Source organism: Micromonospora sp. NPDC000668 (assembly GCF_042897975.1).
Classification (GTDB): Bacteria; Actinomycetota; Actinomycetes; order Mycobacteriales; family Micromonosporaceae; genus Micromonospora.
Window position 1 is genome coordinate 534,186 of record NZ_JBIAYP010000001.1, and the last position, 21,513, is coordinate 555,698.

Genomic DNA, 21,513 nt, shown 5'->3' on the forward strand with positions numbered 1-21,513 from the left:
TGACGCGGCTCGCAGGCCACCTCCCGGAAAGGGAGGTGGCCTGCCCGTTGAGGCGCAACGCATTCGACACCGTAGCCCTTCGGCTGGTCGGCCAGACCGGTTCGGTACGCCGTGTCACGGCCAGCGCCGCCCTGCCTGCCACCAGGCCGACAGAGCCGTCCGGGCGTCCGCTCGGCCGGACTGACTCGCACGCCTGTTGCGCCTTCTGCCAGGTAGCGTCGACGACCCCTTCGGGCGGTCCCACCCCACGGCCGGGATCGCCGGACATGTTCGGGCTCCAAACGGCCGCGCGGTCGGGCTGGCTCAGACATTCCAGGTACGCCGCGAAGCCATTCTGGCCCTGGCCGTCACCGCCTCCGGTAGCCGTGGCGTCCGACCCGCCGCAGGCGCCCATCATCAGCACGGTCGAGGCGGCGGTCAGTACGGCCGCCACCAGGCGACCCCTTCCGACCGAGGGTTGACGGTGGTCAGCCGCCCGTTGCGAGCCGGCTTCTCCGTGGCTAGTGCTCAGCGCCGGCGCTTGTTCAGACTCGGCAGGCCGCCGGACACGGTCCGCACGCTGCCGTCCGGGTTGCTCCGGCCGGGCTTTTGTTGGGCCTCTGTCACCCGCCGCCCGGCCAGGTCGGAGGCACTCAGGTTGACGGTGACCCGGTCTGACCGCCGCCAGCTCTGTAGGTGAGCCAGAGCTAGCTGGCTGTCGGCGATGCCGGTCAGCGCACGAATCGCCGGCATGGCCCTGGTCGCGTCCGCGAGCAGGAGATGAGCGACGTCGGCTGGGCTCAGATTGCGCGGTGAGGCGTTGCCCGCCGGAACGAGGGACCCGTGGATTTCCCCATTCTCAAGCCACAGCCACACCGGCCGCTTGCCATCGCCGGCCCGCATCACCGGAGTTGTTGACGGGGTGGCCGGTCTGGGCGACGGCGTGAACGAGGCCGGCTTGGCCGAGAGATGGGCTTGCAGTGCGGCCGGCGGCTGCACTCGTCGCCGCCACTGTGCAGGGACGTCGACAGTCGGGCGGGGCGAGGCCGCGCCCGACGACGTCCCCGCGCCGGGTTGCGGCGGCTCGGTCGGGACCGCTTGCCGTTCCCCCACGAACCAGCCGGCGAATTCCCACTGCTCCGGCGTGAACCTGACCGGGATGACCTCGGTCAGGTGTGGTGCCGACGGGTCCTGAACAGTGAGTTGCGCGCGTCGCTTCGCATGGTCGGCTGCGGTGAGTGACCCGATATCGAGGATCGCGGCCAGCGGTATCCGCCTGAAGTAGGCCTTCGGCCACGGCAGCAACCGCCAACGCCGGAGGGCAAGGTGTTCCTCCTCGAACCAGGCGTCCCAACGCTGAGCGACCATCCCCGTCACCTCCCGTGCTGCGCACGTTAGCGGCCTGATGATCACGACTGCACTCGGCTCAACGGGCAGTTGAGATGACGGATCATCTGGTTGTGTCAGCAGTGCAGGCGGCGCGAACACTCGCCGTCGTGATGGCGGCGGAGCACCCGGCGCCGACTTCGGGTGGCGGAGGAACTGCCGGCTCTCACGTAGACAGTCATCTGCGCAGCCGGCGGGCGCAGGGGCCGATCGACAGAAACCTAGTTGCTGCGTTTGCTGGCGTCGAGGGCAGCCTGCTCCACTCGCTGGCGGTAGTCCAGCCACCATGACTCGTCGGCGGGGGGCAGGTTGTCGTTCCTGGGCAGCAGCCCGGCCGCGCCGTCGATGAGTTCGCGCACGATGTCAGCGTGGCCGGCGTGCCGTTGTGTTTCCGCGATGACGTGGACCAGGACGTGGTGCAACGTGACCGCTGCATCGCCCCACCACGGCACGCGGCCGACCTCATCCAGTGCAAGGGCTTCAATGGTGGTGTCGGCGTGGGCGATCGCGCGACGGTACAGTGCGACGATCTCCTCGCGGGTCTCATCCGCGGTCGCCCACATGTCGGCATTGGTCTCCGCTCCGTCGCCGACGTACGGCAGTTCCCGCTCGAACGGTCGGCCGAACACGACGCCGAAGTAGAGGATCTCCATGGCCGCCGAGTGCTTCACCAGACCGAGCAAGTTGGTTGCGGTCCGGGTCAACGGACGCCGAATATCGTATTCGCTGAGCCCGTCGAGCTTCCACAGCAGCGCGTCCCGGCCGCCCTTCAAGTAACTGTGCAGGTCTGCCTTCATCGCGGCACTATGGCATCCGGTTGGGTGTCGGCGCTGCCCCGGACGTTCCACGGAGCTCATGATCGGCAGGACACGCCCTAGTGCCGTGACCACAAACGTTCGCGGTGTTGGGTGACACGCCGTCCGGCCTGATGGTCCGGCGGCGTTATGCCGTTCAGGCTGTGGCGGCCGCGGGAGGTGCTGGCGGTCGGCCTCCCTAGAGTTGTGGTCATGACGGATCACCGGGAGCGGCCGCCCCACCTTGAACATCGGGGGTTCGACTGGCCGCCGGGGGGCGTGAACCCGTTCGATCGCGGCTTTCCCCAGGCCGGTCGGCTCTACTGGGCGCACGAGCAGCCCTCCTTGCTGTTCCCGGCGGATCAGCAGCCGGAGCGCACGGAGCTGGCACGGGCGATTCCCATGGATTACACCACGTTGCTCCTGATGGAGAGGGTCGCGGTGGTTACGCTCGGGGAGCGCAGCCGGCGTAAGTGGAAGCATCAGGCTCTGCACCGCAGTGTCGGCCCGTACCAGGAGTATCAACTCATCGTGCCGCCGGACGGGCCCAAAGAGAAATACTTTATGGTCGGCGCGACTTGGCCCTTCGAATGGACGCACCGTGACGCGGTGCGGCTGGGTCAACTGACTGGCCGGGTGGTGCTGGTATGCCGCGTCCTCAGCTACGAGTCCTGGCACTGAGCACGCGTACGGGATCTGCCACCGCCACAGCCTGAACGGCATGACGCCGCCGGACCATCAGGCCGGACGGCGTGGCACCCAACACCGCGAACGTTTGTGGTCACGGCACTAGGGGCGGTAGCGCCGCGGGGTGGCTGGACCGATTGGGCAAGATCATTTGTCCGGTGCGCGGTCACCATCGTCCCTTCGTGATCACCAGTGACCTGTCCGGCCGATGAAGTGGCCATTCCCGGTTCAACTCGCCACATCAAGATCTGATCTTGGATGTCGTACTTCTACGGCACGATGTGCGCCATGACGACGCACCACCCCGCCACCCAGCGCCTGGTCTACGGCCACGCGCAACTGCACGACTGCCTCGCCTTCGCCGACGCGAACACCGCCGCCGCGGAGGCCGAGGAGATCAAGGCCCTCGCCGACGCCCGCACCTGGGGAGAAGCCCGACAGGTCCAGATGACGCACCTGTGGAACCCCGCCGGTCCGGACCACTACGAGCCGGCAGACGGCTACGCCGACGACCAGCCCTTCGACATCAACGAGGTGAGCTCCGTCGCGGAAGGCGATTGGCCCCCGATGGTCACGGAGCGGGCGTTCAAGCTGCTCCCCGACGACCTGCAGGACCGGTTCGGTAAGCGCGAGTCCACCGTGCACAACGGGGACATCCTCATGATTCCGCTCGCCGGAGAGGCCGAGCTCGTGGCGGAGCTACGCCAGCGCGGCTACGAGGTGAACCGCGACGACGCGCTCATCAACGTCCTCGACGGCCGCACCTTCAACCCACTCGCCGGCTGAACTTCCCATCACGTGGCGGACCGCTGGTTCGACGTCAGCAGCCAGACCAGCGGCGCCGCCGCCCCTACAGCGATTCCACGTCGCTCAGCTCCGCCACGGGCATCCCTGCCCGGGCGCGCACCATGAGCTCGACGCATACGACCTCGGCTCGAATGAGTGCCTCGTCGACCCGGCCGGGCATCGCCGCCCGTTCGTGGACCCACGCCGGCAGCCAGAATCGCACCACCTCCGGCCAGCCCATGATTGTACGGAGCAACGCGGGTGCCGAGTCCTGCTCGGCCACCCTCAGGCGGGTGCTCCAGTCGGGCCGCCCGGCATGACGGTGACCTACCACCGCGGGCCGTCGGCCTGCCTACGGCGATGTCCACGGTGAGGTCGGACGTGCGAAGGCTCTCGGCAGCCGCGAGGCGACGGGAGGGGTTGACTCGACGGCTACTCACGGGGCGTACTGGATACACGTCCCCGCACTGTCGGCTGGCGCGTTCGGCGATTGATGGCGGTCGGGCATCCTCAAGGCCGGATGCCTGCTCTTGTTCGCGTCGATGCCAACCAGGGACGTCGAGAGATGGGAGGCCCAGGCCCCATGATGGTTCGCCCGCCGGCGAGTTGAGCCACCTCACTACGGCGTCTGTTGTGTTACGCCGTGGTGGATCCTGACCTCGTGGCTCGGCTTAGCCGTCTGCCGTGTGTCCGCCCGATAACCCCAGCCTGTTGTGCAGGTTGTGGCAACGCCTGTCGTCCTGCTGCCTGCCGCTGCGCGGGGTCCGCTCGTTCGGTGAAGCTCCGGCTGCTGCACGCGATCGGTTCCGCACGGCCGGCCCGCCGCGTCACGGTGCCCGTAAGGATGGCCGTAGCGAGTGCGACGACCATCATCCACATACCTCGATTTCTTGCAACGGAAGTTGGAGCAACGACATGACTTCAGTCAACATCACCACGGCGGGGCTTGCGGTCGTGGCCGTCCGCGCCTGCCCAGCCACCCTCTTCACGGCCACACACGGAATCCCTCCCGGCAGGTGGGGGGACCTTGGCGAAAGCTGAGCATCGGTCGCAGGGTCCGTCCGGCCGGGCGCGGTCAGGACGGGAGCGACTGGAGAACCAGGTCCAGGTGCTGATCATGCTGGTGATCGGCGGGACGGCCGGCGCCGCGTCGTTTCGTCACGTCCACGACGTCGCGGCTGCGCACGGCCAGCCGGGCTGGCTGGCGTGGGCCGACGCGGTCGTGCTGGAGTTGACATCGATCGCGGGCGGCCTGGAGCTGCGCCGCAACCGGCGCTTGGGCAAGAGCGTCGCCTTCCCCTCCACGGTGTTGACGGTGGCGGTTGTCCTGTCTCTGGCGGCGCAGGTGGTGAAGGCGGAGGCGTCGGTGATCGGTTGGATCGCCGCCGCGCTGCCGGCGCTGGGCTTCCTGGCGATGGTGAAGATCGCTCTCGGCCGCGCCGACCCTGCCCCGCCCGACCGGACCACGCGGCCCGTCCGGACCACATCCGGACCGGCGCCCGTCAGCACAGCCGCATTCCCGGACGATCGCGAGTCGGTCCGGGTCCGCCGGAGGCCGGTCCACCCCAGAACGGCCGCCGGCCGGGACTCCACCGCCGCGGTCCCCGCTGCAGCGGACCAGGGTCCGGCGGTCCCGGACCGACGGGGCGGTAGCGCGCTGGACAGGGACGGCCGTCCGGAGCTCGTCGCGCTGGTCCCGGACGCCCGGACCGCCGCTCGCACCCTCGCCGTGCAGGGGACGCCGCTGTCCCGTGCGGCGCTCGCCCGACAGTTGCGTGCGGAGGGACACCAGCTGTCCAATGCCACCGCCTCGGCGCTCGTGCGCGTCCTGCGCGCCGAAACGACTCCGCCCATCCCCGCCGCGCCGGATCTGTCGGGGAAGGCGGCCGTGTGATGGAACCACGACCTGCGACTCCTGTCAGCCCGAGCCATCGCTGTCAGACACCGTGCGTTTGTCAGGGCCTGCGCCAACTGACAGAACCTGACCCGACCTGGCAGCGCATCCGCCCGCCTACCTCGCCGCAACGGCCGGTGCGTTTCGCCCGCCATCCCGCATCCCGATCAAGGAAAGAATGATCATGCTGATTCGGCTCAACGACCCTTCTCCGCGTCGGCAGCACCGTCACCGTGCCGCGTCGCGCCTTTTCTCACGTCACCACGGCAAGGCATTGGAGGTGACCGGCGGTGCCGATGTCGGTGTCGGTCTCCGTTTGACCGTCCGCCTTGATACCGACCCCCGAACCGACCCTCTGTCCCGACCAACAGCGCAGGTCAGATCGGCTTTCACGGCTTCACACCAGCTCCAGACAGACCCTCGACTCTGGGGTCTCCCCCCAGGGGACGCGTATGCGTAACCGGCTACCTGCTGCGGATCCGCTGCTGCGCCTGCAGGCAAGCATCACCGCCCGCGACGACCGCCTGCTCGGCTGGCTGTACGACCACGGAGTGCTCACCACCGACCAGATCGCCGAGGCCCTGTTCCCATCCCTGGACTTCGCCCAACGCCGACTGCGCCGCCTCACCCTCCTTCAGGCGGCGGACCGTTTCCGACCCAACCGGGCCTACGGCGGCTCCTACCCCTACCACTACGTCCTGAACCAGCTCGGCTACGACCACGTCCATGCCCAACGCGGACTTGGAGCACCCCGCCGGGACCAAGCACGCCGCCGTAAACAGTCCCTCACGTCGCGGCGGGACCTGCCACACCTGCTCGGCGGCAACCAGGTCTTCATCGACCTCGCCGCCCACGCCCGCACCCACCTCAACACCAGTCTGGACCGGTGGCAGCCGGCCTCCGCTTTCCACAGCCCCGGAGTGTTCTACCGCGTCGGGGACGACCCGCAGATGATGGCTCGCGGACCAACAGGGCTGCCCCGCCCGGACGGGGCCGGCGTCTGGACCGAACACCGGCGTTCCGTGCCGTTCTTCCTCGAGTACGACACCGGCGGGGAACGCCTCGACATCCTCGTCGAGAAAGTCGCCAAGTACGAACGGCTGGTCTGGATGACCACCTGGACATGGCCGGTCCTGTTCCACCTACCGTCGGCCCGGCGGGAGGCGAACCTGCACCACCGCCTCGCCGTCCTCGCACCCCAGGCGACCATCGCCACCACCAGCGCCGAACTGCGCACCGCACTCGGCGCCAGCCCTGCCGAGCCGGTATGGCAGCTCTGGAGTACCGCCAGTCGGATCCGGCTGGTCGATCTGCCCTACACCGCCACCGACCACGACATCGCGTTGTGAACCCGCGCCGCATGGCCGCGACGGCGGGCAGCCGCATGAGGTGTGGGCAGGCCTGTTGCCGCGATCGCTCGGTAATCCCGCAGCTGCGCGGATGGGGCACACCTGCCCTCCGTGTTATCCGAGGAACCTCAGGGATCGACGTCGCCGGTCAATCGCAGCTTGGCCAACCGGGCTGCGGTCAGGACGATTCCGCCGGCTCGCAGGAGCGTGGAGACCTCCTCGATCGGCAGTGGACCTCGTTGCAGCAGCACGTCACCCGCCGCCGTGTGATTCGGCGGCATCACCGGCGACACCATTTACTCCCCAGACCCCCGTACTGGTCGACGGTCGGCAGCTGTGAAGTCGGAACATCGGCCGGCACGCCAGAGCTGGCCGCACCGATCATGCTTCGGCCCCCAACCGAACCATCGATTGCTCCAGATCCCTGACCTGCTCGGCATCCAGGACCAAGAGCAGGCACAGAGCTAGCCAGACGATCGGTCGGCGGGAACCCCGGACGGCCGTGATCATGTCCCCCATCCCTCCAAGATCACGAGCCTACGCCGGCCTGCACCTTGCGGTCATGAGCATGGCCTTGAAGCTGCGGAGCGTTTGCTCATGGACACGCGGTCCAGGACGTCCGCGCATGGCGGCTAATGCCGGCGGCTGTCTGGCTGACGAATCACGCCGAGGCGCGGCGCGGAGCTGGCGGATCCAGCACGGAAACCGGCTTGGCGAACCGAGCTCGAGCAGCCGCAGATCTTGTGGGGTGAGGGGCTGGTGCAGCGCAGCTACGCAACCCGCCCCTCTGCCGGCTACTCGCCGAGCTCCGTCTGGCAGGACCGCGCCTGCTCACGGCAGTGCTGCACCAGGCTCTGATCGCCACCCTGCCGCTCCAGCAACCGGGCCAGCTCGGTGAAGTCTTCCCGGGCGGTCCGATAATCTCCCGCGAGCATTCGTAGGTTCGCCAGGTCGAGCCGGATCGCCACAACCTGCGTGTCGTGTTCCATGCGGCTTTCGTGCGCCGACGGTAGAAGCCGCTCGAGCATCTCGACGGCTTGTGTGAAGCGCTCCTCCTCGGCGAGCGCCTGCGCGTACTGGTGCAGCTCCGCGAGCTCACGATCCGAGCGGTGAACGGGTAGCCGGCTCGGCCAGGTTTCCGGCCGTCCCTCGGTTCCGCCGCTGCCCCGGGCGGATGCCGCCCGCTCACCGTCCCGGAACGGCGCGAGCAGCTGCGCGACACCCTCAGCAGTTTCCGGCCGGTCCGTCGGTTGCTTGCCGAGCAGGCAAAAGATCAGGTGTCCGAGGTCGTCCGGGAGGTCAGAGCGGTACTCGGTGACGATGGGAATCGGGGAGTGCATGTGCTGGCGCAGCATGTCGGGCGCGTTCTTCGCCTCATACGGCGGCTTGCCGGTGAGCATCTCGAAGAGGATGCAGCCGAGGGCATAGAGGTCAGCCGCGGGGCCGGTGGCGGCGCCGGAAGCTTGCTCCGGCGCGATGTAGGCGGGCGTGCCCAACGTGTGCCCCGTCGCCGTGAGACGGGACTGCTCGGCCGGACCGAGCAACGCGGCGACACCGAAATCGAGAACTTTAACTGACCCCGATGGCGTGATCATGAGGTTCTGCGGCTTGAGGTCACGGTGCACCAGCGAGGCGGCGTGCGCCGCGGCAAGCACGGAACAGACCTGCGTGGCGATCGAGACGGCTTCCCCGACGGCCAACTGCTCCTGCTCCGCGATGAGGTCGGCCAGCGGATATCCCCTGACGAGCTGCATGACGATGTAGAGGTCGTCGCCGTGCTCGCCGAGGTCATGCACGGCCGGCACGCCCGGGTGGTCGAGCCCCGCGGTTAGCCGTGCTTCCCGCCGGAAGCGTTTGACTGCGACCTCTCGCTCGTCCTCCGCCACCTCCCGATGTCGGAGAAACTTGACCGCGACGGGCCGGTCGAGCCGCTCGTCGTAGCCCGCCCAGACCTGCCCCATTCCGCCGCGGCCGATCGGGTACGTCAGCTCGTATCTGTCGCCGATACGGTCCCGCGCCTGCACCTACAGTCTCCCCCGTGTCGCACGCCGTCCCCTGCTGAGCAGAGCTCGGCAATCAGGCTAGCTGTCGCTGTACGAGGCGCCCGGTCAGGAAGGGGCTGGGCGTGCCGTGCCAGAACACCGCGAGCTCGTCGCGAGCACGGGTGGCAGCGACGAAGAGCAGGGAGCGGTCCCGCTGGCGCTCGCGCTGGTACCGCTTGGGGTCGGTGTCCCGGTACCGACTGATCATCTGTCGGGGCACCAGCCCGTCGCTGACCCCAGCGATGATCATGCGCTGGTACTCAAGCCCCTTGAACCGGTGCATCGTGCCAATGTGCACGCCGTCAGGTCGCTTCGGGCCGTCCGGGCCGATCTCCACCACCGACAACCCGTCGGCCTCCAGCCGGCTGATGACGTCGGCAGCCAGGTCCTTCGTCGGTACACAGATGGCCACCGACCCGTCGGTCGGGTTGCCCCACCTGCGCAACTGATCGACGATCAGGTCCCGCTCCTGTGCCCATGTCGCTGCGCCGTGGAAGACCGGGTGACCGCCACGCAGCAGCGATCGGTAGCCGGCCAGGTTTTCCTCGCCGCCGTCGAGGTCGTCGTAAACCTCACCGGTCATGATCTGCAAGGCATCGGCGAGGATCTGCCGCGTGGTGCGGTAGCTCAGCGTGAGCCGCGAAGACCGGCCGCGGATGTTAACGCCGAGGCTGCTTAACGTGACGTGGTTGTCGTAGATGCGCTGGTGGGTGTCGCCGGTGAGGAACATGTCGTCCGGGCCTGGCGCGACCATGGCACGCAGCATCTTCCAGTGGGCGGCGCTGAGGTCCTGCGCCTCGTCGACCACCACGTGGCGGTAGCGCGGTCGGTAGAACCCGCCGGACGACTCGCCGGCGACGCCGGTGTTCTGGGCCGTGCGGTCCATCTCGAGGCGGGCAGCCCGTTGTGCCACCTGGCGCCAGGTCCAGACGCCGCGGTTCTCCAGCCAGGTGGTGAAGCGCTCGGTCAGCTGCCAGATCTGGTCTCGCTCGATCCGGGAGAGACTGCGGCCGCGGTTGGGGCGGCGGGCCTTGAAGTAGTCCGTCCGCGAGTTGAGCACCTGACCGAGGATCACCTGGGTCCACTCAGCGGTGAGGAACTCCGCCTCCCAGGCGGTCTCTCCGGTCTCGATGAGGAACTCGTCCCACAGCTCAAGGACGCGATTGTCGTCCACCACGCGTCGGCTGCCACCTGCCTTGGCTTCTGCCACCACCCGGCTGGCCAGCCGGTCGATGTTGACGATGTCGACGCGCGACACCAGCTCCTGCCCGCCCAACGCCATGAGCCGGGTCCGCAGGTCGGCAGCCAGGTTCCGGTTGAAGGTGGTGAGCAGGATCGGTTTGTCCGCGCCGTGTGGCAACTGCCGGGCGAGGTGCGCCACCCGGTGCAGGGCGACGATCGTCTTGCCGGTGCCCGGGCCACCGCCAACCCGCGCCGGGCCGTTGTAGCGGCGCTCGACCAGCTTCCGCTGAGTGGGGTGCAGGAAGATCTGCCACCGCTCGAAGGCTTCGCCGAGCATCGCCTGCAACGCCTCGTCGTCGGAGGTCACCTGCGTGGCGGGGCGTTCCACTGCCGCCTCGAAGTCCTCGGGGTCGACCGGCTCGTCGGCGCGGACCGGGTCTGTGACCTGTTGGAGCACGTCGTCGTAAGGAGTGCCGTCGAAGAGCGCGAAGAGCACGTCGGTGGTGAGCTGCGGCGCCCTGTCGAGCAGTTCCAGCAGCTCGGCCTCGGTGGTCAGTTCCCGGATCTGTGGTAGCAACGGCTCGGATACGCCGAGATCCAGCAGCTGGGCGTCGGTGTAGGTGTCGAAGAGCGGTTTCTGCGCGGGCTCCGGTTCGACATGCGGCGGCACGACCCGGCCGATGATGCTGTCACCAACGGGCGCCATGTCGATGACCTCGATGCCGCCGGTGATCCGGTTGATGCGGTACGCGTACCGGGTGAGGTCGTCGTACACCTCACCGCGGTGCTTGACCGCGACGAGCAGGTAGTCGCGCTCGGCGATGTGCAGCAGCAGCGCGCGGTAGTCCTTGTTTACCCGGGCGGACATCAGCCGGGAGTCGCTGTTGAGCGCCTTCAGGTTGAGCCCGGGGTTCTCCGGGTTGTGCCGGAACTTGTGCATGAACTCGTAGACCGCTCCGATGTCGGCGCGGGTGAGCTTCATGACCTCCTTGTCGGCGCGGTCCAGCATCCGCAGGGTGGTTGCTCCTGTGTTCATCGACGTTCTCCCCCGCTTGTCGCCTTGATCGCTGCCGCCAACTCGTCGATCGACCATTCCCGAGCGGTACGGGCGTGCCAGCCCGCGTCCGCGTACGCCCGGTCGCGATCTTCCGTCTCCGGGTCGTCGGACGGACCGGTGAGCACGATCGCGATCCGCCGGTCGGGCCAGGCCAGCTCAGCCTGCCAGCCCTGGTCGCCCAGCTCGTAGCCGACGACCGGTGCGGGCAGATCCTGTCGCGCGAGCTGCTGGACGAGCTGATCCAGGGTGTTCTCGGCCGGGTCCAGGTAGCGCAGGACGTCCCGCCACGGCGATTCCGTGTCGAGCGTCTCGGGCTCGGCGGCTGCCGGCTGCGCCGCGACGCCAAGCCACGTTGCCGTCTCCTCATCGAGCGGCAGCGCGCGTTGAGCCAGCACGAAGCCGGTGCCCTCGGTCACCGCCATCGAGGCCGGCTCGAAGGTGTCGAGGGCGGAGCTCGTGAGCTGGCCGGCGTCGCCGCCACCGTTGGCGAGGAACTGGATGACATTGCCCCACGCCAGCCAGGCAGCCCAGCGTTCCTTGTGCCCCTCCCCGGCGATCGCTGCCGGCAGATCGTCGACGACGGCGAGGGCCGACATGGTCGGCAACGGACTGCTGCGCGCGTCGAGGACGACGGTCACCGGGCAGCCCGCGTTGTCCTGAGCACGGGCGACCATGATGTGCCGCGCAGTCGAGGCGGGAAGGGGCTCTCCACGCAGAGCGGCGACCAACCTTTCCGCTACGCCGGCGGAGTCGGTGGTGCTGTTGTCCCGGGCCTGCTTGAGCATGCCCCACAAGCCCGCTTCCGCCCGCCGCTGCCAACGGGTGAGATCCGGATCGGCGAGGAACCGCATGAGTTGTTCGATGGGATTAACCCAGATCGTCTCCTCAAGCTCTACCGGATCGACGCCGGGAAGCATGCCGCGGAACTTGTCCCTGGCGGTCTGCTTACTCATCCCGCCGTACGGGGTCCACCGTCCCTGCCCGTCCGCGCTCCCCCAGGTCTTGACGTCGTCCCAAGTGGCGGCGAAGACCAGGTAGCCGTGCGCGCGCAGCCGGGCCCGCTTCTCCGCGTCGTCGGCGAGCCGGTTGTACTGGGACGAGGCGTGGTATTTGAAGCCATCGAGGTAGACGGCCACCTCGGGTGACGGCGCGTCGAGGCGTTTGAAGTGGACGTCGGGACGGGTGCCTCGAACGGTGTTCTGCAGTTTCATCTGCCAGTGGGTGACGCTCTGGCCGTTGTCCCGGACGAACCGGAGGTCGGCGATGCGGGCACCGTCATGATCGGTGCGCCGGTCGATCCGCAGGCCCGAGTTGGGTGTCTCGCCAAGCGCCAGCAGCTTGGTGAGGAAACGCATCTCCAGCTCGCTTTCCACCTGGTGGATAAGCGAGATCTCGTCTGTGCGGGTGCCCTCCTGAACGTCCCAACTGTCGAGGAGCTTGTCCAGCATGCCCAGCGCCTCGTCCCGGCTCATGAGGGCGAAGTGCTCGTTGCGCGCGTGACGCAGGAGGCAGCGGTGACACACCGCCCTGCCTTCGTGTCGGCAGACGCAGTCGGCGATTCGCTGCCGCGCGAGCTCCAGGATTGCGCGGAACTCCCCCGGCTTGGCAAGGCGGTGCAGATAGCCGGTGCCTTGCGGCTGGGTGTCGTAGACGACCACGAAGTTGCGCGTCCCGTCGCTCTGCCCGTCCGGCATGGTGGCCGACACGGCCTGAAGGTGCGCGGGGTCGCCGCCGTACTGCGCGGCGATGCCGAGGCGGATCGCGGCGGCGAACGAAGCGATGCGCTCCTGCACCACGGCGGTCGCGGCGGGGATCAGGATGCGCAACGCCTCGGTTTCCAGCTCGTGGGCGAGGATCAGGTCGACATGGGCGTCCGGGGCAGCCGGCGAGCGCCGGTAGGGACACCAGGGCCGGTGGTGTTCGGCGCCCTGCACGACGGTCGAACCGGAGGCCTGCGCGGCGAGTTGTTGGCTTACCGCCGGGGCACCATCAACCGTGGTCCCGCCGCAGGAGGTGCAGGCGTGGAACCGGTTGATCCGCACCTCCTCGCCAGCGAAGAGTTCAGCTGCCCGGTCGTAGCGCTGCGCGCCCAGGTTGAAGTGACGGATCATCGCGTGCCGGCTGTAGTCGACACCGAAGGTGTCATGGGCGTGCCGCCAGGACGAATCAACCTTGGCCGGGTCGACGTCGACGGCGACGGTGGTGGCGTAGAACCGCCGGTCCCGGTCGTCGCTGTCGTCACGGATGCGGGCGTCGTCGCGCTTGTCGCGGCTGAGTACCCGGGTCGGTTGGAGGACCTGGAACAGCCGTCCGTGATCGGCGATGCCCGGGTCCGCGCAACGCGGGCAGGCGCTGGTGTCCTCCTTGGCGAGGTGGGTGCGGACGTAGCCACACTGCGCGCAGATCCGCCACTGCTCGTACGCCGGCCGGTCCGCCGGGCCGACGTCGAGCCCCGAGATCTCGTGTTTGTAACCCCGCACGTAGTAGCTGTTGCCAGGGGCGATCTCGACCAGCGCCTGGCGGGCGGGGCGCGCGTACTCGCGGAGTTCGCTGTGGAACCGGCGGTCGCCGTCGGTCTTGTCCTCCCAGGTCAGGGTGGCTTCCAGGTCGGTCCGGGTGTCGATGAGCGCGTAGTTCGGCAGAAGACCGAACTCGACCAGGGTGCCGTGGGCGGCAGCCGCGCTGACCTCCCGCAGCCGGCGGCGGACCGCACCCTCCTCGGCCTTCAACATCTTGATTTCGCGGGCGTGGTCCGGGTCGCTGGGCACGAGCGTGCCCCGGGCGGTGGCGAGTTCCTGGAGCCGTCGACGCAGGTCGGCCAACCGGAACTCCCAGACCTCGTCGGCTTCCTTGGCACGGTGGACGATGCCGTCCACCGCGAACTCACGCAGCTGGTCGGCGGCGGCCCGCAGGACCTTGTCGCCGAAGAGGGTCAGGAACTCCTCCACCAGCCGGCCACCGTCGCGGCGGCCAGCCTCGGCGAGGCCGGTCAGCCAACCGGTCGGACCGAACAGCACGTGCGCCCGCCGTGGCATCGGCAGCACTCCGGCCAGGCGTCCGCGGGCGGCCAGGTCGATCAGGTGGGCGAGGTACTGGCGGCGCAGGATCTCCACGGCGGAGAGGAAACAGCCAGGCGGGACGATCTGGCCGGCAATCATGTCGCGCGGATCGGTGAGGTAGTAGCGATCCCGCTCGGATCGCCCCACCAGGGTCAGCACCAGCGCGTTGCCGCTTTTGCGGCCGGCGCGGCCCGCCCGCTGGACGTAGTTGGCCGGGCCGTGTGGGAGCGACGCCAGCACCACCGCGGAGAGGGCGCCGATGTCGATACCCATCTCCAGGGTGGGCGTGCAGGAGAGCACGTTCGGGTCGGTGTAGCGCTCGCCGTCACGGAACTGCTTCTCCACCGTCTCCCGCTGGGCACGGGTGAGCATGCCGGTGTGTTCGCCGGTGACCACCCGGAACACCGGGCGGTCCAGGTAGAGCCGCCGGTAGTAGTCGTCGGGAGCAGTGTCGTCGTGGACGACCTGGAGCTGACCGCGGCAGCGGTACTGCCGGCACGGCTGGCCGATCCAGTCGGTCACCCGGGCGGGGTGCTCCGTCTGCTGCCAGTGGCAGGTGTCGCAGCCGACCCCGGCCGTCACAGCGGACGCGTCGTCGAGTCGGGTCACCCGCAGGTGGCCGGGCATCAGCCCGTACACCGTGTTGCCGTCCTCGGTGTCGCCGGCGGCGACCACGTCGGCGGCGGCGAGGGCCGGCAGCAGGCGGGTGAGGAAGCCGGCAGCGTCGCCGGAGTCGAGGCCGAGGCAGCGGGACGTCCAGTCCTGGTACCAGTTGCCGCGCGCGGTGATGACGTCGAACTCCGAGCGGGTCTTCGGCGTCGCGAGCAGGAACGCGGGCGCAGACAGGCCCTTCGGGAACGCGGGCATCCCGGCGGGCCGGCCGCCCCACACCTGCCAACGGGTGCCGCCGCGCTTCAGGTACGGCATCAGCCACTCGTGGTACACGGCACCGCGGGTACGCAGCCGTTCCAGCAGACCACGGAGGAAGGCGAGGTAGCGGGCATCGTCCGGCGGCGTCCCGGCGATGGTGCCGGGGCCGGTCAGGTGGACGTCCCGGCAGATCGCGGCGGCTCCCGCCGGGTCGTCGAGGGCAACCTCAACGGCCACGCTGCGGGTCAACTCCAGGGTGCGACCCTGGCGGGAGCGCAGCCCGGTCTCCATCACGGTGGCGAAGACGAGTCGCTCGCTGATCAGCTCCCAGGTCTCTCGACTACCGGTGTGCTCGCCGGCGAGCAGGCTGTCGACGCCAGGCTGGTCGTGCAGGTCCGGCGGAACGACAGTGGAGAGGATCTCCGGCTGCGCCGCCGCCTCGATCATCTTGGCGAAAAGGTCGTCGAGCCCGACCGACTCCCCGGACTCCAGTTGGCTGGCGAGGAGGGAGCGCAGCGAGAACGAGTAGGACCGGTTGGCGACGAAACCGGCGCGGTGCGCCGCGTCCTGAACCGAATCGTTGAAGAGCAGCGTCTTCTTCTCGGCCTCGTCAAGCTCCCCACCGGTGAAAAGCTGCGTGATCGCCACCGAGGCGAGGGTCGCCAGCCCGGCGCCAAGGAAGCGGATACCGTGGTCCAACTCGCAGGACGGGCAGCGGTCCTTCTCGGCGTCGTCGATGTCGAGAACGTCACCGAGCACGACGATCGCGTCGTCGGTGGGCTCCCGGTCGCGCTGTTCGTCGAAGGGGCGCACCCGACGGCCGTACTCCAGGACCAGCAGCCCACGAGAGCGCTGGCGTACCTCGTCCTCGGTCGCGGCGATCAGCGCACGGACCCGGCGCTTGTCCCGGCCAACGCTGGCGCGGTAGATCTTGTCCGGGTCGGTCTCCAGTTCCTGCGGGTCCTTCTCCGGCGACAGGGCCATCCAGCCCGAGCGCCCGCAGTGCCGACAGTAGATGGCCGGTAACCGGGGGTAGCGGTTGTCGGCCACGACCGCGTCGGCGTCGGTGGCGTACGGGTCCAGCTCGCGCGGCGCTTCGCCGTACCAGCCGAAGGCGGGCTGGTGGGACGTGCCACGCAGCAGGCGGGAGACAGCGCGTACCCACATGTGGGTTTCGATGTTCAGCAGCGGGCGGCCGGGAGCCTCCGGGTTCTGCGCGACGGAGAGCAGGCCGACGAATCGAGCGAGAGCCATCGCCGTAATTTCGGGCGGGGTCTTCATCACGCTGCCCCAGCCAGTGGCGTTCTTGCGGGGCAGTACATCGATGATCTCGTCGAGGGTGCACGGCCGCGCCTGGAGCGAGTCGAGCACCGCCTTCGTCAACGGATGCTGACGCAGCAGGTCACCGAGGCGCGTCGGGTCATCGAGGCAGCGCTCCCCGAGGACCAGCTCCGCGACTTCGGCCATCATCAGCTCGGGGTCACGGTCGTCGACGGCCGCGAGCTGCTCCGGGCTGGGTAGCGGCAGGTTGAAGTCCTGGCGGGCGACGAACTCGCCGGCCTCGTACCGGTCCTCCCCCACCAGCGACCCCGCGTCGAAGGCGACACCGAACACCTGCTCGGCGACCTCACGAATCGCGGTACGACCGTCCCGGCCGCCGCCCTCACCAAGCGTCGCGGAGGTCGCCACCGGGCAGATCGGCCCGAGCGGCCGCTCCGGCTCGTCGAGGTCGAGCGCGGCGGCGAGCCGCCGCAGCAGCATCGCCACGTCGGTGCCCTGCGCGCCGTCGTAGGTGTGGAACTCGTCCAGCACCACGTACGCCGGCTCGGCGCCCTCCCAGAGCGGCAGGTCATCGGCGCGCTGGAGCAACAGGTCCAACATCTTGTAGTTGGTGATCAGGATGTCCGGCGGGGTGCGGCGCATCTCCGACCGCTTGGTGAACACATGCGGATACTCGATAGCCGCGACATCGCCGATGTAGAGACCGGCCGTGACCTGGCTCAGCGCCGGATCGGAGAGCAGCTCGTTGATGCGCTGCGTCTGGTCCGTCGCGAGGGCGTTCATCGGATAGAGCAGGATCGCCTTGACCCCGGCCCTGCCCTCCTGCTTCTGCCGCCGGCAGTGGTCGAGCACCGGGATCAGGAACGACTCCGTCTTACCCGAGCCGGTGCCCGTGGTGATCAGGGTCGGCTCGGCCGCCCTGCCCTTCGTCGACAACCGGGCGAATGCATTCGCCTGGTGCAGGTAAGGGGTGAAGCCGGCCGGCGCCCAATCCAGGTTCGCCCGCCAGTCCCCCTCCGCTGGGCGGAAGGGAGTGCGGATCCGCAGGTAAGGGCCGCGGAAGATGCCCTGCTCCGGGTGGGAGAGGAAGCCTTCCAGACCCTGACGTACGCCGTCCTCGGTCAGGCCGAAGGTGGTGGTCAGGTACTGGGTGAGGGTCCGACGCAGGGTGTCGGCGGCGATGGTCGGCCTCATGAACGGATCACCGCCGCATGCTACTTCACTCCTTACCGGGGTTGACCTGCCCCGACGGCCTCATCACCGGGCGAGTCAGATTCGCGACACCCCGACTTGTCGATCACCGCCTACGCTGCGCATCCATGCCCCCCAACCCTCCTCGGACGGCGGTACGACGGCGAGCTGCGGCTCTCCGCTGATCGGTTCGAGAGCATGCACGACCCGCAGGTGCCCGTCGGCCGCGGCGTCCTCGTCGGTGAGGACCCGGCCACTGCTGCCGTCGGTGCTGACCAGCACCCACCGGTCGGGGTAGGTGCCACCGTCGTCGACCAGCGCCCGCACCCCGAAGGTTCGGGCCAGGGTAGCCGCCAACTCTCGCTCCCCCTGACCGGCGGCGTCGGCGAGCTTGCTGTCACCGGTCAGGATCCAGCCGAATTCCTCGTCCTCGTCTGGAGGGTTGAGCATGGCGACCGGCCGAGGGGCATCGACCGCCCAGTCCTCGATCCGCCCAACGTAGACGGCCCCCGGTTAGATGCCGTAGTCCTCGCTCAGGAATCGGCGTAGCGCATCAGCGGCAGTTCCTTCGCAAAGTGGACCTGATAGCGCAACGCCTACTCCCGTCTCCGTCGAACTTCCATCAGAGTCAATCATCTGTCATCCAACTAGGACGGTCAGCCGCTTCCGCGGACAACTCGCCGCCATTAGCATCGAGTTCCTTGCAGGGCCTAGACGAACATGTGTTCGGCTTTTTTCATGGCCACATCCCGGTCCGAACGGCATCGGAGGGCAGCGTGGTAATCAGGCGAACCATCAGCGACTGGTACACCAACGCGGAGGGTCGGAATTCATCCAACTTCCGGCATGACTGGGAGAATGACGACCAACCGGACCGTACCCCTGATGCCTGGCTCGACCGACTCCAACCAGCGGATCGCGCGGGCCACGCCCGCCCCTCCCGTGAGGCTGCGTCTACCGGCACCTCGGGAAACGCCAGTCGCCGGACCATGCCCACGCAGCGGGACCTGGCAGACGCCGCCCGGATCCTTCGGGCACGAATGCCGAACATCAAGGACTCGACGATCGCTCGGCATCTGAGGCAGAACGGCTGGTCACAAGTTTCCGGGGACCAGGTCCGCAAAGCTCTACGTGCCCACCCTGCCCGCGCCCGGAGGCAGCCGTCTCCCAGTCGACCTTCGGGAGCACGCAAAGTTGCACAGACGCAGAAACAGCAATCGCACGGCACCATCACCATAATCAGTCCACCTACCGCGACCAAGCCCTCAGCGGGGACCTCGGCGGCCGCCCGCGAAACGCACTCCCTCGCCGAGGTAGCCCGCGCCGTGCGGGCGAAGTTTCCGCAGCTCGGTATCAAGAAATTGACCAAGCAGGTACAAGAACACGGCTGGCCGACGGCGACCGTGAAACAGGTTGAGGCGGCTCTCCAGCAACCGCGACCCGCACCACGGGTTCACAGCCGGCCAGCGCCGGTATCTTTCCCGGCTGCACGGGCTCCTCAGCCAGGCACATGTTTCGCGTGCGGGGTGGTGCCGTCGCTCCTGGGCATGTGCCGTTGCTCCTGAGGTCAGTGTCGGGCGGGGCCGTCGCCGAGATGAATGCCGCCGTGGATGTCCCGCGCCTGCACCACCGGTCCGTACACGTCACCGGAGACCGAGTTCGCCACGCCGCCGGTGCCCTCGGCGATGGTGGCCTCGACCTGCGACCACCGCGCACGCAGCTCGGCCTCGAATGCCCCGTCGCGGCGCGACTCGCGGTCCAGCAGCTCGGCGAGCCGGCCCACGGCCTCCGGTGACGCCTGATGCAGGGCGCCCTCGATGACAGCACGCGACCAATGGTCCGACGGCCATCGCCCTCGGCTGGGACCGCTCTGCTGCGGTGGAAACTCGCTACGCCGCTGATCGGGCTGGGCCTGCTGGTGGCCGCCCCGGCGGTGTTCGGCACCGTGACCTGGTGGTCCTCCTACGGAGTCGAATACCGGGTGCTGAGTGTCGTCATCTGCCTCGCCCTCACCGCCCAACTGGCGGTGGCGGTCTCCATCGGCGTCCGAGCGAGCAGGGACGTGCCCTGGATGAGGGTCGGGCTGGTCATTCTCGGCATCCTGCTCACCTGCGGCCTGGCCCGGATTCGCCACGAACTCTAAACCTCGTTCCACACCATTCCACCCCCGACAGTACGCCGATTAGGCGCGCGTCGGAATTGCGCGTGCATGGCTACTGTCGGGAGTGTCTTGTATGGTCAGACGCGTAATCGCTTTGCGTGGCAGCACCCAGCGGAATTGATTATCGGGGGCAACGGCCGCGTGTTTCACCGATGGCGTCAGGATGTAACAAAATGCAACGTGGAGAGGGCGGGAGCCGATGGCCGACGACATGGGATCGACAGTGCCGCGACGGCAGCTCGGGCGGGCGCTGCGCGAGCTGCGCACCGAGGCCCGGATGACGCTGGACGGCGCGGCAGAGGCCCTGCACTGCAGCCGACAGAAGATGTGGCGCATCGAGACCGGCCTCGGCCCGGTCCGAGCACTCGACGTCAAGGCCATGTGCGAGCTGTACGGGGCGACGCCCGACCTGGCCGGCGCCCTCACCGCCCTGGCCAGCGAAACCAAGGCCAAGGGCTGGTGGCACTCGTACGGCCTGGCGATCCCGACCTGGTTCGAGATGTACGTCGGCCTGGAGTCGGTTGCCTCGAAGCTGCGCGGCTACGACGAGTCCCTGGTGCCCGGCCTGCTCCAAGTGCCCGCCTACACCCAGGGCGTCTATCAGAACCGCCGCGACATGAGTGAGGACGAGTTCGAGCAAGTCCTCGCGGTTCGACGACAGCGGAAGGCGCTCCTGACCCGCAGGTTGCCGAAGGCCCCGGCCCTTTACTCGGTACTCTCCGAAGCGGTGCTACTCCGCAACATCGGCGGACGAGTGGCGATGGCCGAGCAGCTCAGGCATCTCTTGGAGCTGGCCGAGTTGCCCAACGTCTCAATCCGAGTGCTGCCCCTGGCCGCAGGCGCACAGTACGGCGCCCTCGCCGGGACCTTCATGATGCTGGATTTCCCTCTCCGCAACCGGGTGGTCCCTGAGCCGTCTGTCGTGTACTGCGAGTCGTTGACCGGCGCGCTCTACCTCGACCGACCTGCCGAGATCGCATCCTACGAAAGAGTCTGGTCCAGCCTCGATTCCCTGGTCCTCGATGGAGGACAATCCAGGCAACTGATCAACAAGATCGTTGGGGAGATCCAAAATGGCTGAGCTGAACGGCGCCCTGTGGCGCAAGAGCACCCGCAGCGGCGACAACAACGGCGCGTGCGTCGAGGTCGCCGACAACCTGCCCGGTCTCGTCGCCGTACGCGACAGCAAGGACGCGGCCGGACCGACCCTTACCTTCTCCCCCGCCGCCTGGACCAGCTTCGTCCGGGTCACCAAGTCTGGACACTGAGCCGAACATCAGACGGGAGCGCAGCCGACGGACGCGCCGGACGCGCTCCCGTCGCGCAATCGGGTCAGGAGGCCGCGTCCCCAATCGCGGGCGGGCCCCGTCCTGGAACAACGACCACCGGTTCCGCCATGCCTCCACGTTCGCCGGGTAGATCGCGGTATGCCGGCTGTTCGGTTGCGCGGGCGAACGCCGCCGACGCTCGCCATGAGCTCGTAGTGCCGATCGCGCATCCCGCCACGCAGGTCGTCCCCGGGCACGACATAAAAGTCCCGGCGTCCCTCGGTCACGTCCACGAGGACGTAGAGGTCGGTCGACATCGCCGTCATCCTGTCGATGTCCGCGATCATCCAGCCGCCCTGCACGGCGACCTGCACAGCCGTCGTCCTACCGTTGGTCGTCACGAAGGTCCGCGCACCGTGCAGGCTTGCCGAATAGCCGCGCAACAAGGCCTCAGCCACAGCAAGGTGCCGCCCAGTCTGTGCTTCTGGTGGTTACTCGGAGCCATCTGCTCTCCTTCAGGGTGGAAG

General features: G+C 68.5%; 17 protein-coding genes. 7 read left to right on the top strand and 10 right to left on the bottom strand.

Going from position 1 to position 21,513, the window contains the following annotated elements; all coding sequences use genetic code 11:
* Positions 1-507: 507 nt before the first annotated feature.
* Complete coding sequence (locus ACFY29_RS02430; protein WP_386982725.1) at positions 508-1,347, bottom strand: hypothetical protein; 840 nt, start codon at positions 1,345-1,347, stop codon at positions 508-510.
* 239 nt (positions 1,348-1,586) lie between these two features.
* Entirely contained in the window at positions 1,587-2,162 is a 576-nt protein-coding gene (locus ACFY29_RS02435) for a DinB family protein (RefSeq protein WP_386982726.1), read from the bottom strand.
* Between the two features lie 210 nt (positions 2,163-2,372).
* Here ACFY29_RS02435 and ACFY29_RS02440 point away from each other — a divergent pair, with 210 nt between their 5' ends.
* Both ACFY29_RS02440 and ACFY29_RS02445 read left to right on the top strand, forming a co-directional pair.
* On the top strand, positions 2,373-2,840 hold the full coding sequence (locus tag ACFY29_RS02440; RefSeq protein WP_386982728.1) for a hypothetical protein: 468 nt from the start codon (positions 2,373-2,375) through the stop codon (positions 2,838-2,840).
* A 294-nt stretch (positions 2,841-3,134) separates the two neighbouring features.
* The gene (locus tag ACFY29_RS02445; protein WP_386982730.1) at positions 3,135-3,632 is read left to right on the top strand and encodes a hypothetical protein; all 498 of its coding nucleotides are present in this window, start codon (positions 3,135-3,137) and stop codon (positions 3,630-3,632) included.
* Positions 3,633-3,696: 64 nt separating this feature from the next.
* Here ACFY29_RS02445 and ACFY29_RS02450 read toward each other — a convergent pair whose 3' ends face one another.
* The gene (locus ACFY29_RS02450; protein ID WP_386982731.1) at positions 3,697-3,915 is read right to left on the bottom strand and encodes a hypothetical protein; all 219 of its coding nucleotides are present in this window, start codon (positions 3,913-3,915) and stop codon (positions 3,697-3,699) included.
* Between the two features lie 834 nt (positions 3,916-4,749).
* Here ACFY29_RS02450 and ACFY29_RS02455 point away from each other — a divergent pair.
* Together ACFY29_RS02455 and ACFY29_RS02460 are read left to right on the top strand one after the other, a co-directional pair.
* Entirely contained in the window at positions 4,750-5,526 is a 777-nt protein-coding gene (locus tag ACFY29_RS02455; protein WP_386984605.1) for a DUF2637 domain-containing protein, read from the top strand.
* Positions 5,527-5,978: 452 nt separating this feature from the next.
* The gene (locus ACFY29_RS02460) at positions 5,979-6,875 is read left to right on the top strand and encodes a replication-relaxation family protein (RefSeq protein ID WP_386982733.1); all 897 of its coding nucleotides are present in this window, start codon (positions 5,979-5,981) and stop codon (positions 6,873-6,875) included.
* Positions 6,876-7,003: 128 nt separating this feature from the next.
* On the opposite strand, the gene ACFY29_RS02465 is transcribed toward ACFY29_RS02460, so the two are convergent.
* The 6 genes from ACFY29_RS02465 to ACFY29_RS02490 form a co-directional block, all read right to left on the bottom strand.
* Positions 7,004-7,159, bottom strand: coding sequence for a hypothetical protein (locus ACFY29_RS02465; protein ID WP_386982735.1), 156 nt, complete (start codon positions 7,157-7,159; stop codon positions 7,004-7,006).
* A gap of 510 nt (positions 7,160-7,669) precedes the next feature.
* A complete protein-coding gene (locus ACFY29_RS02470) occupies positions 7,670-8,899 on the bottom strand; it encodes a serine/threonine-protein kinase (protein ID WP_386982737.1) in 1,230 nt (409 codons plus the stop codon).
* A gap of 52 nt (positions 8,900-8,951) precedes the next feature.
* Complete coding sequence (locus ACFY29_RS02475) at positions 8,952-11,135, bottom strand: UvrD-helicase domain-containing protein (protein ID WP_386982739.1); 2,184 nt, start codon at positions 11,133-11,135, stop codon at positions 8,952-8,954.
* The gene (locus tag ACFY29_RS02480; RefSeq protein ID WP_386982741.1) at positions 11,132-17,560 is read right to left on the bottom strand and encodes a DEAD/DEAH box helicase; all 6,429 of its coding nucleotides are present in this window, start codon (positions 17,558-17,560) and stop codon (positions 11,132-11,134) included. The genes ACFY29_RS02475 and ACFY29_RS02480 overlap by 4 nt, the downstream gene beginning before the upstream one ends.
* Positions 17,561-17,635: 75 nt before the next feature.
* Complete coding sequence (locus ACFY29_RS02485) at positions 17,636-18,007, bottom strand: hypothetical protein (RefSeq protein ID WP_386982743.1); 372 nt, start codon at positions 18,005-18,007, stop codon at positions 17,636-17,638.
* A gap of 1,117 nt (positions 18,008-19,124) precedes the next feature.
* A complete protein-coding gene (locus tag ACFY29_RS02490) occupies positions 19,125-19,340 on the bottom strand; it encodes a hypothetical protein (protein ID WP_386982744.1) in 216 nt (71 codons plus the stop codon).
* 51 nt (positions 19,341-19,391) lie between these two features.
* On the opposite strand from ACFY29_RS02490, the gene ACFY29_RS02495 reads away from it, so the two are divergent.
* The 3 genes from ACFY29_RS02495 to ACFY29_RS02505 all read left to right on the top strand — a co-directional run bounded on the left by ACFY29_RS02495 (position 19,392) and on the right by ACFY29_RS02505 (position 20,986).
* Positions 19,392-19,700: a hypothetical protein gene (locus ACFY29_RS02495; protein WP_386982746.1), complete on the top strand. Its 309-nt coding sequence runs from the start codon at positions 19,392-19,394 to the stop codon at positions 19,698-19,700.
* Between the two features lie 217 nt (positions 19,701-19,917).
* Entirely contained in the window at positions 19,918-20,799 is an 882-nt protein-coding gene (locus ACFY29_RS02500) for a helix-turn-helix domain-containing protein (protein WP_386982748.1), read from the top strand.
* A complete protein-coding gene (locus ACFY29_RS02505) occupies positions 20,792-20,986 on the top strand; it encodes a DUF397 domain-containing protein (protein WP_386982749.1) in 195 nt (64 codons plus the stop codon). Before ACFY29_RS02500 ends, ACFY29_RS02505 begins: the two co-directional genes overlap by 8 nt.
* Before the next feature lie 8 nt (positions 20,987-20,994).
* On the opposite strand, the gene ACFY29_RS02510 is transcribed toward ACFY29_RS02505, so the two are convergent.
* On the bottom strand, positions 20,995-21,444 hold the full coding sequence (locus tag ACFY29_RS02510; RefSeq protein ID WP_386982750.1) for a hypothetical protein: 450 nt from the start codon (positions 21,442-21,444) through the stop codon (positions 20,995-20,997).
* Positions 21,445-21,513 lie beyond the last annotated feature (69 nt).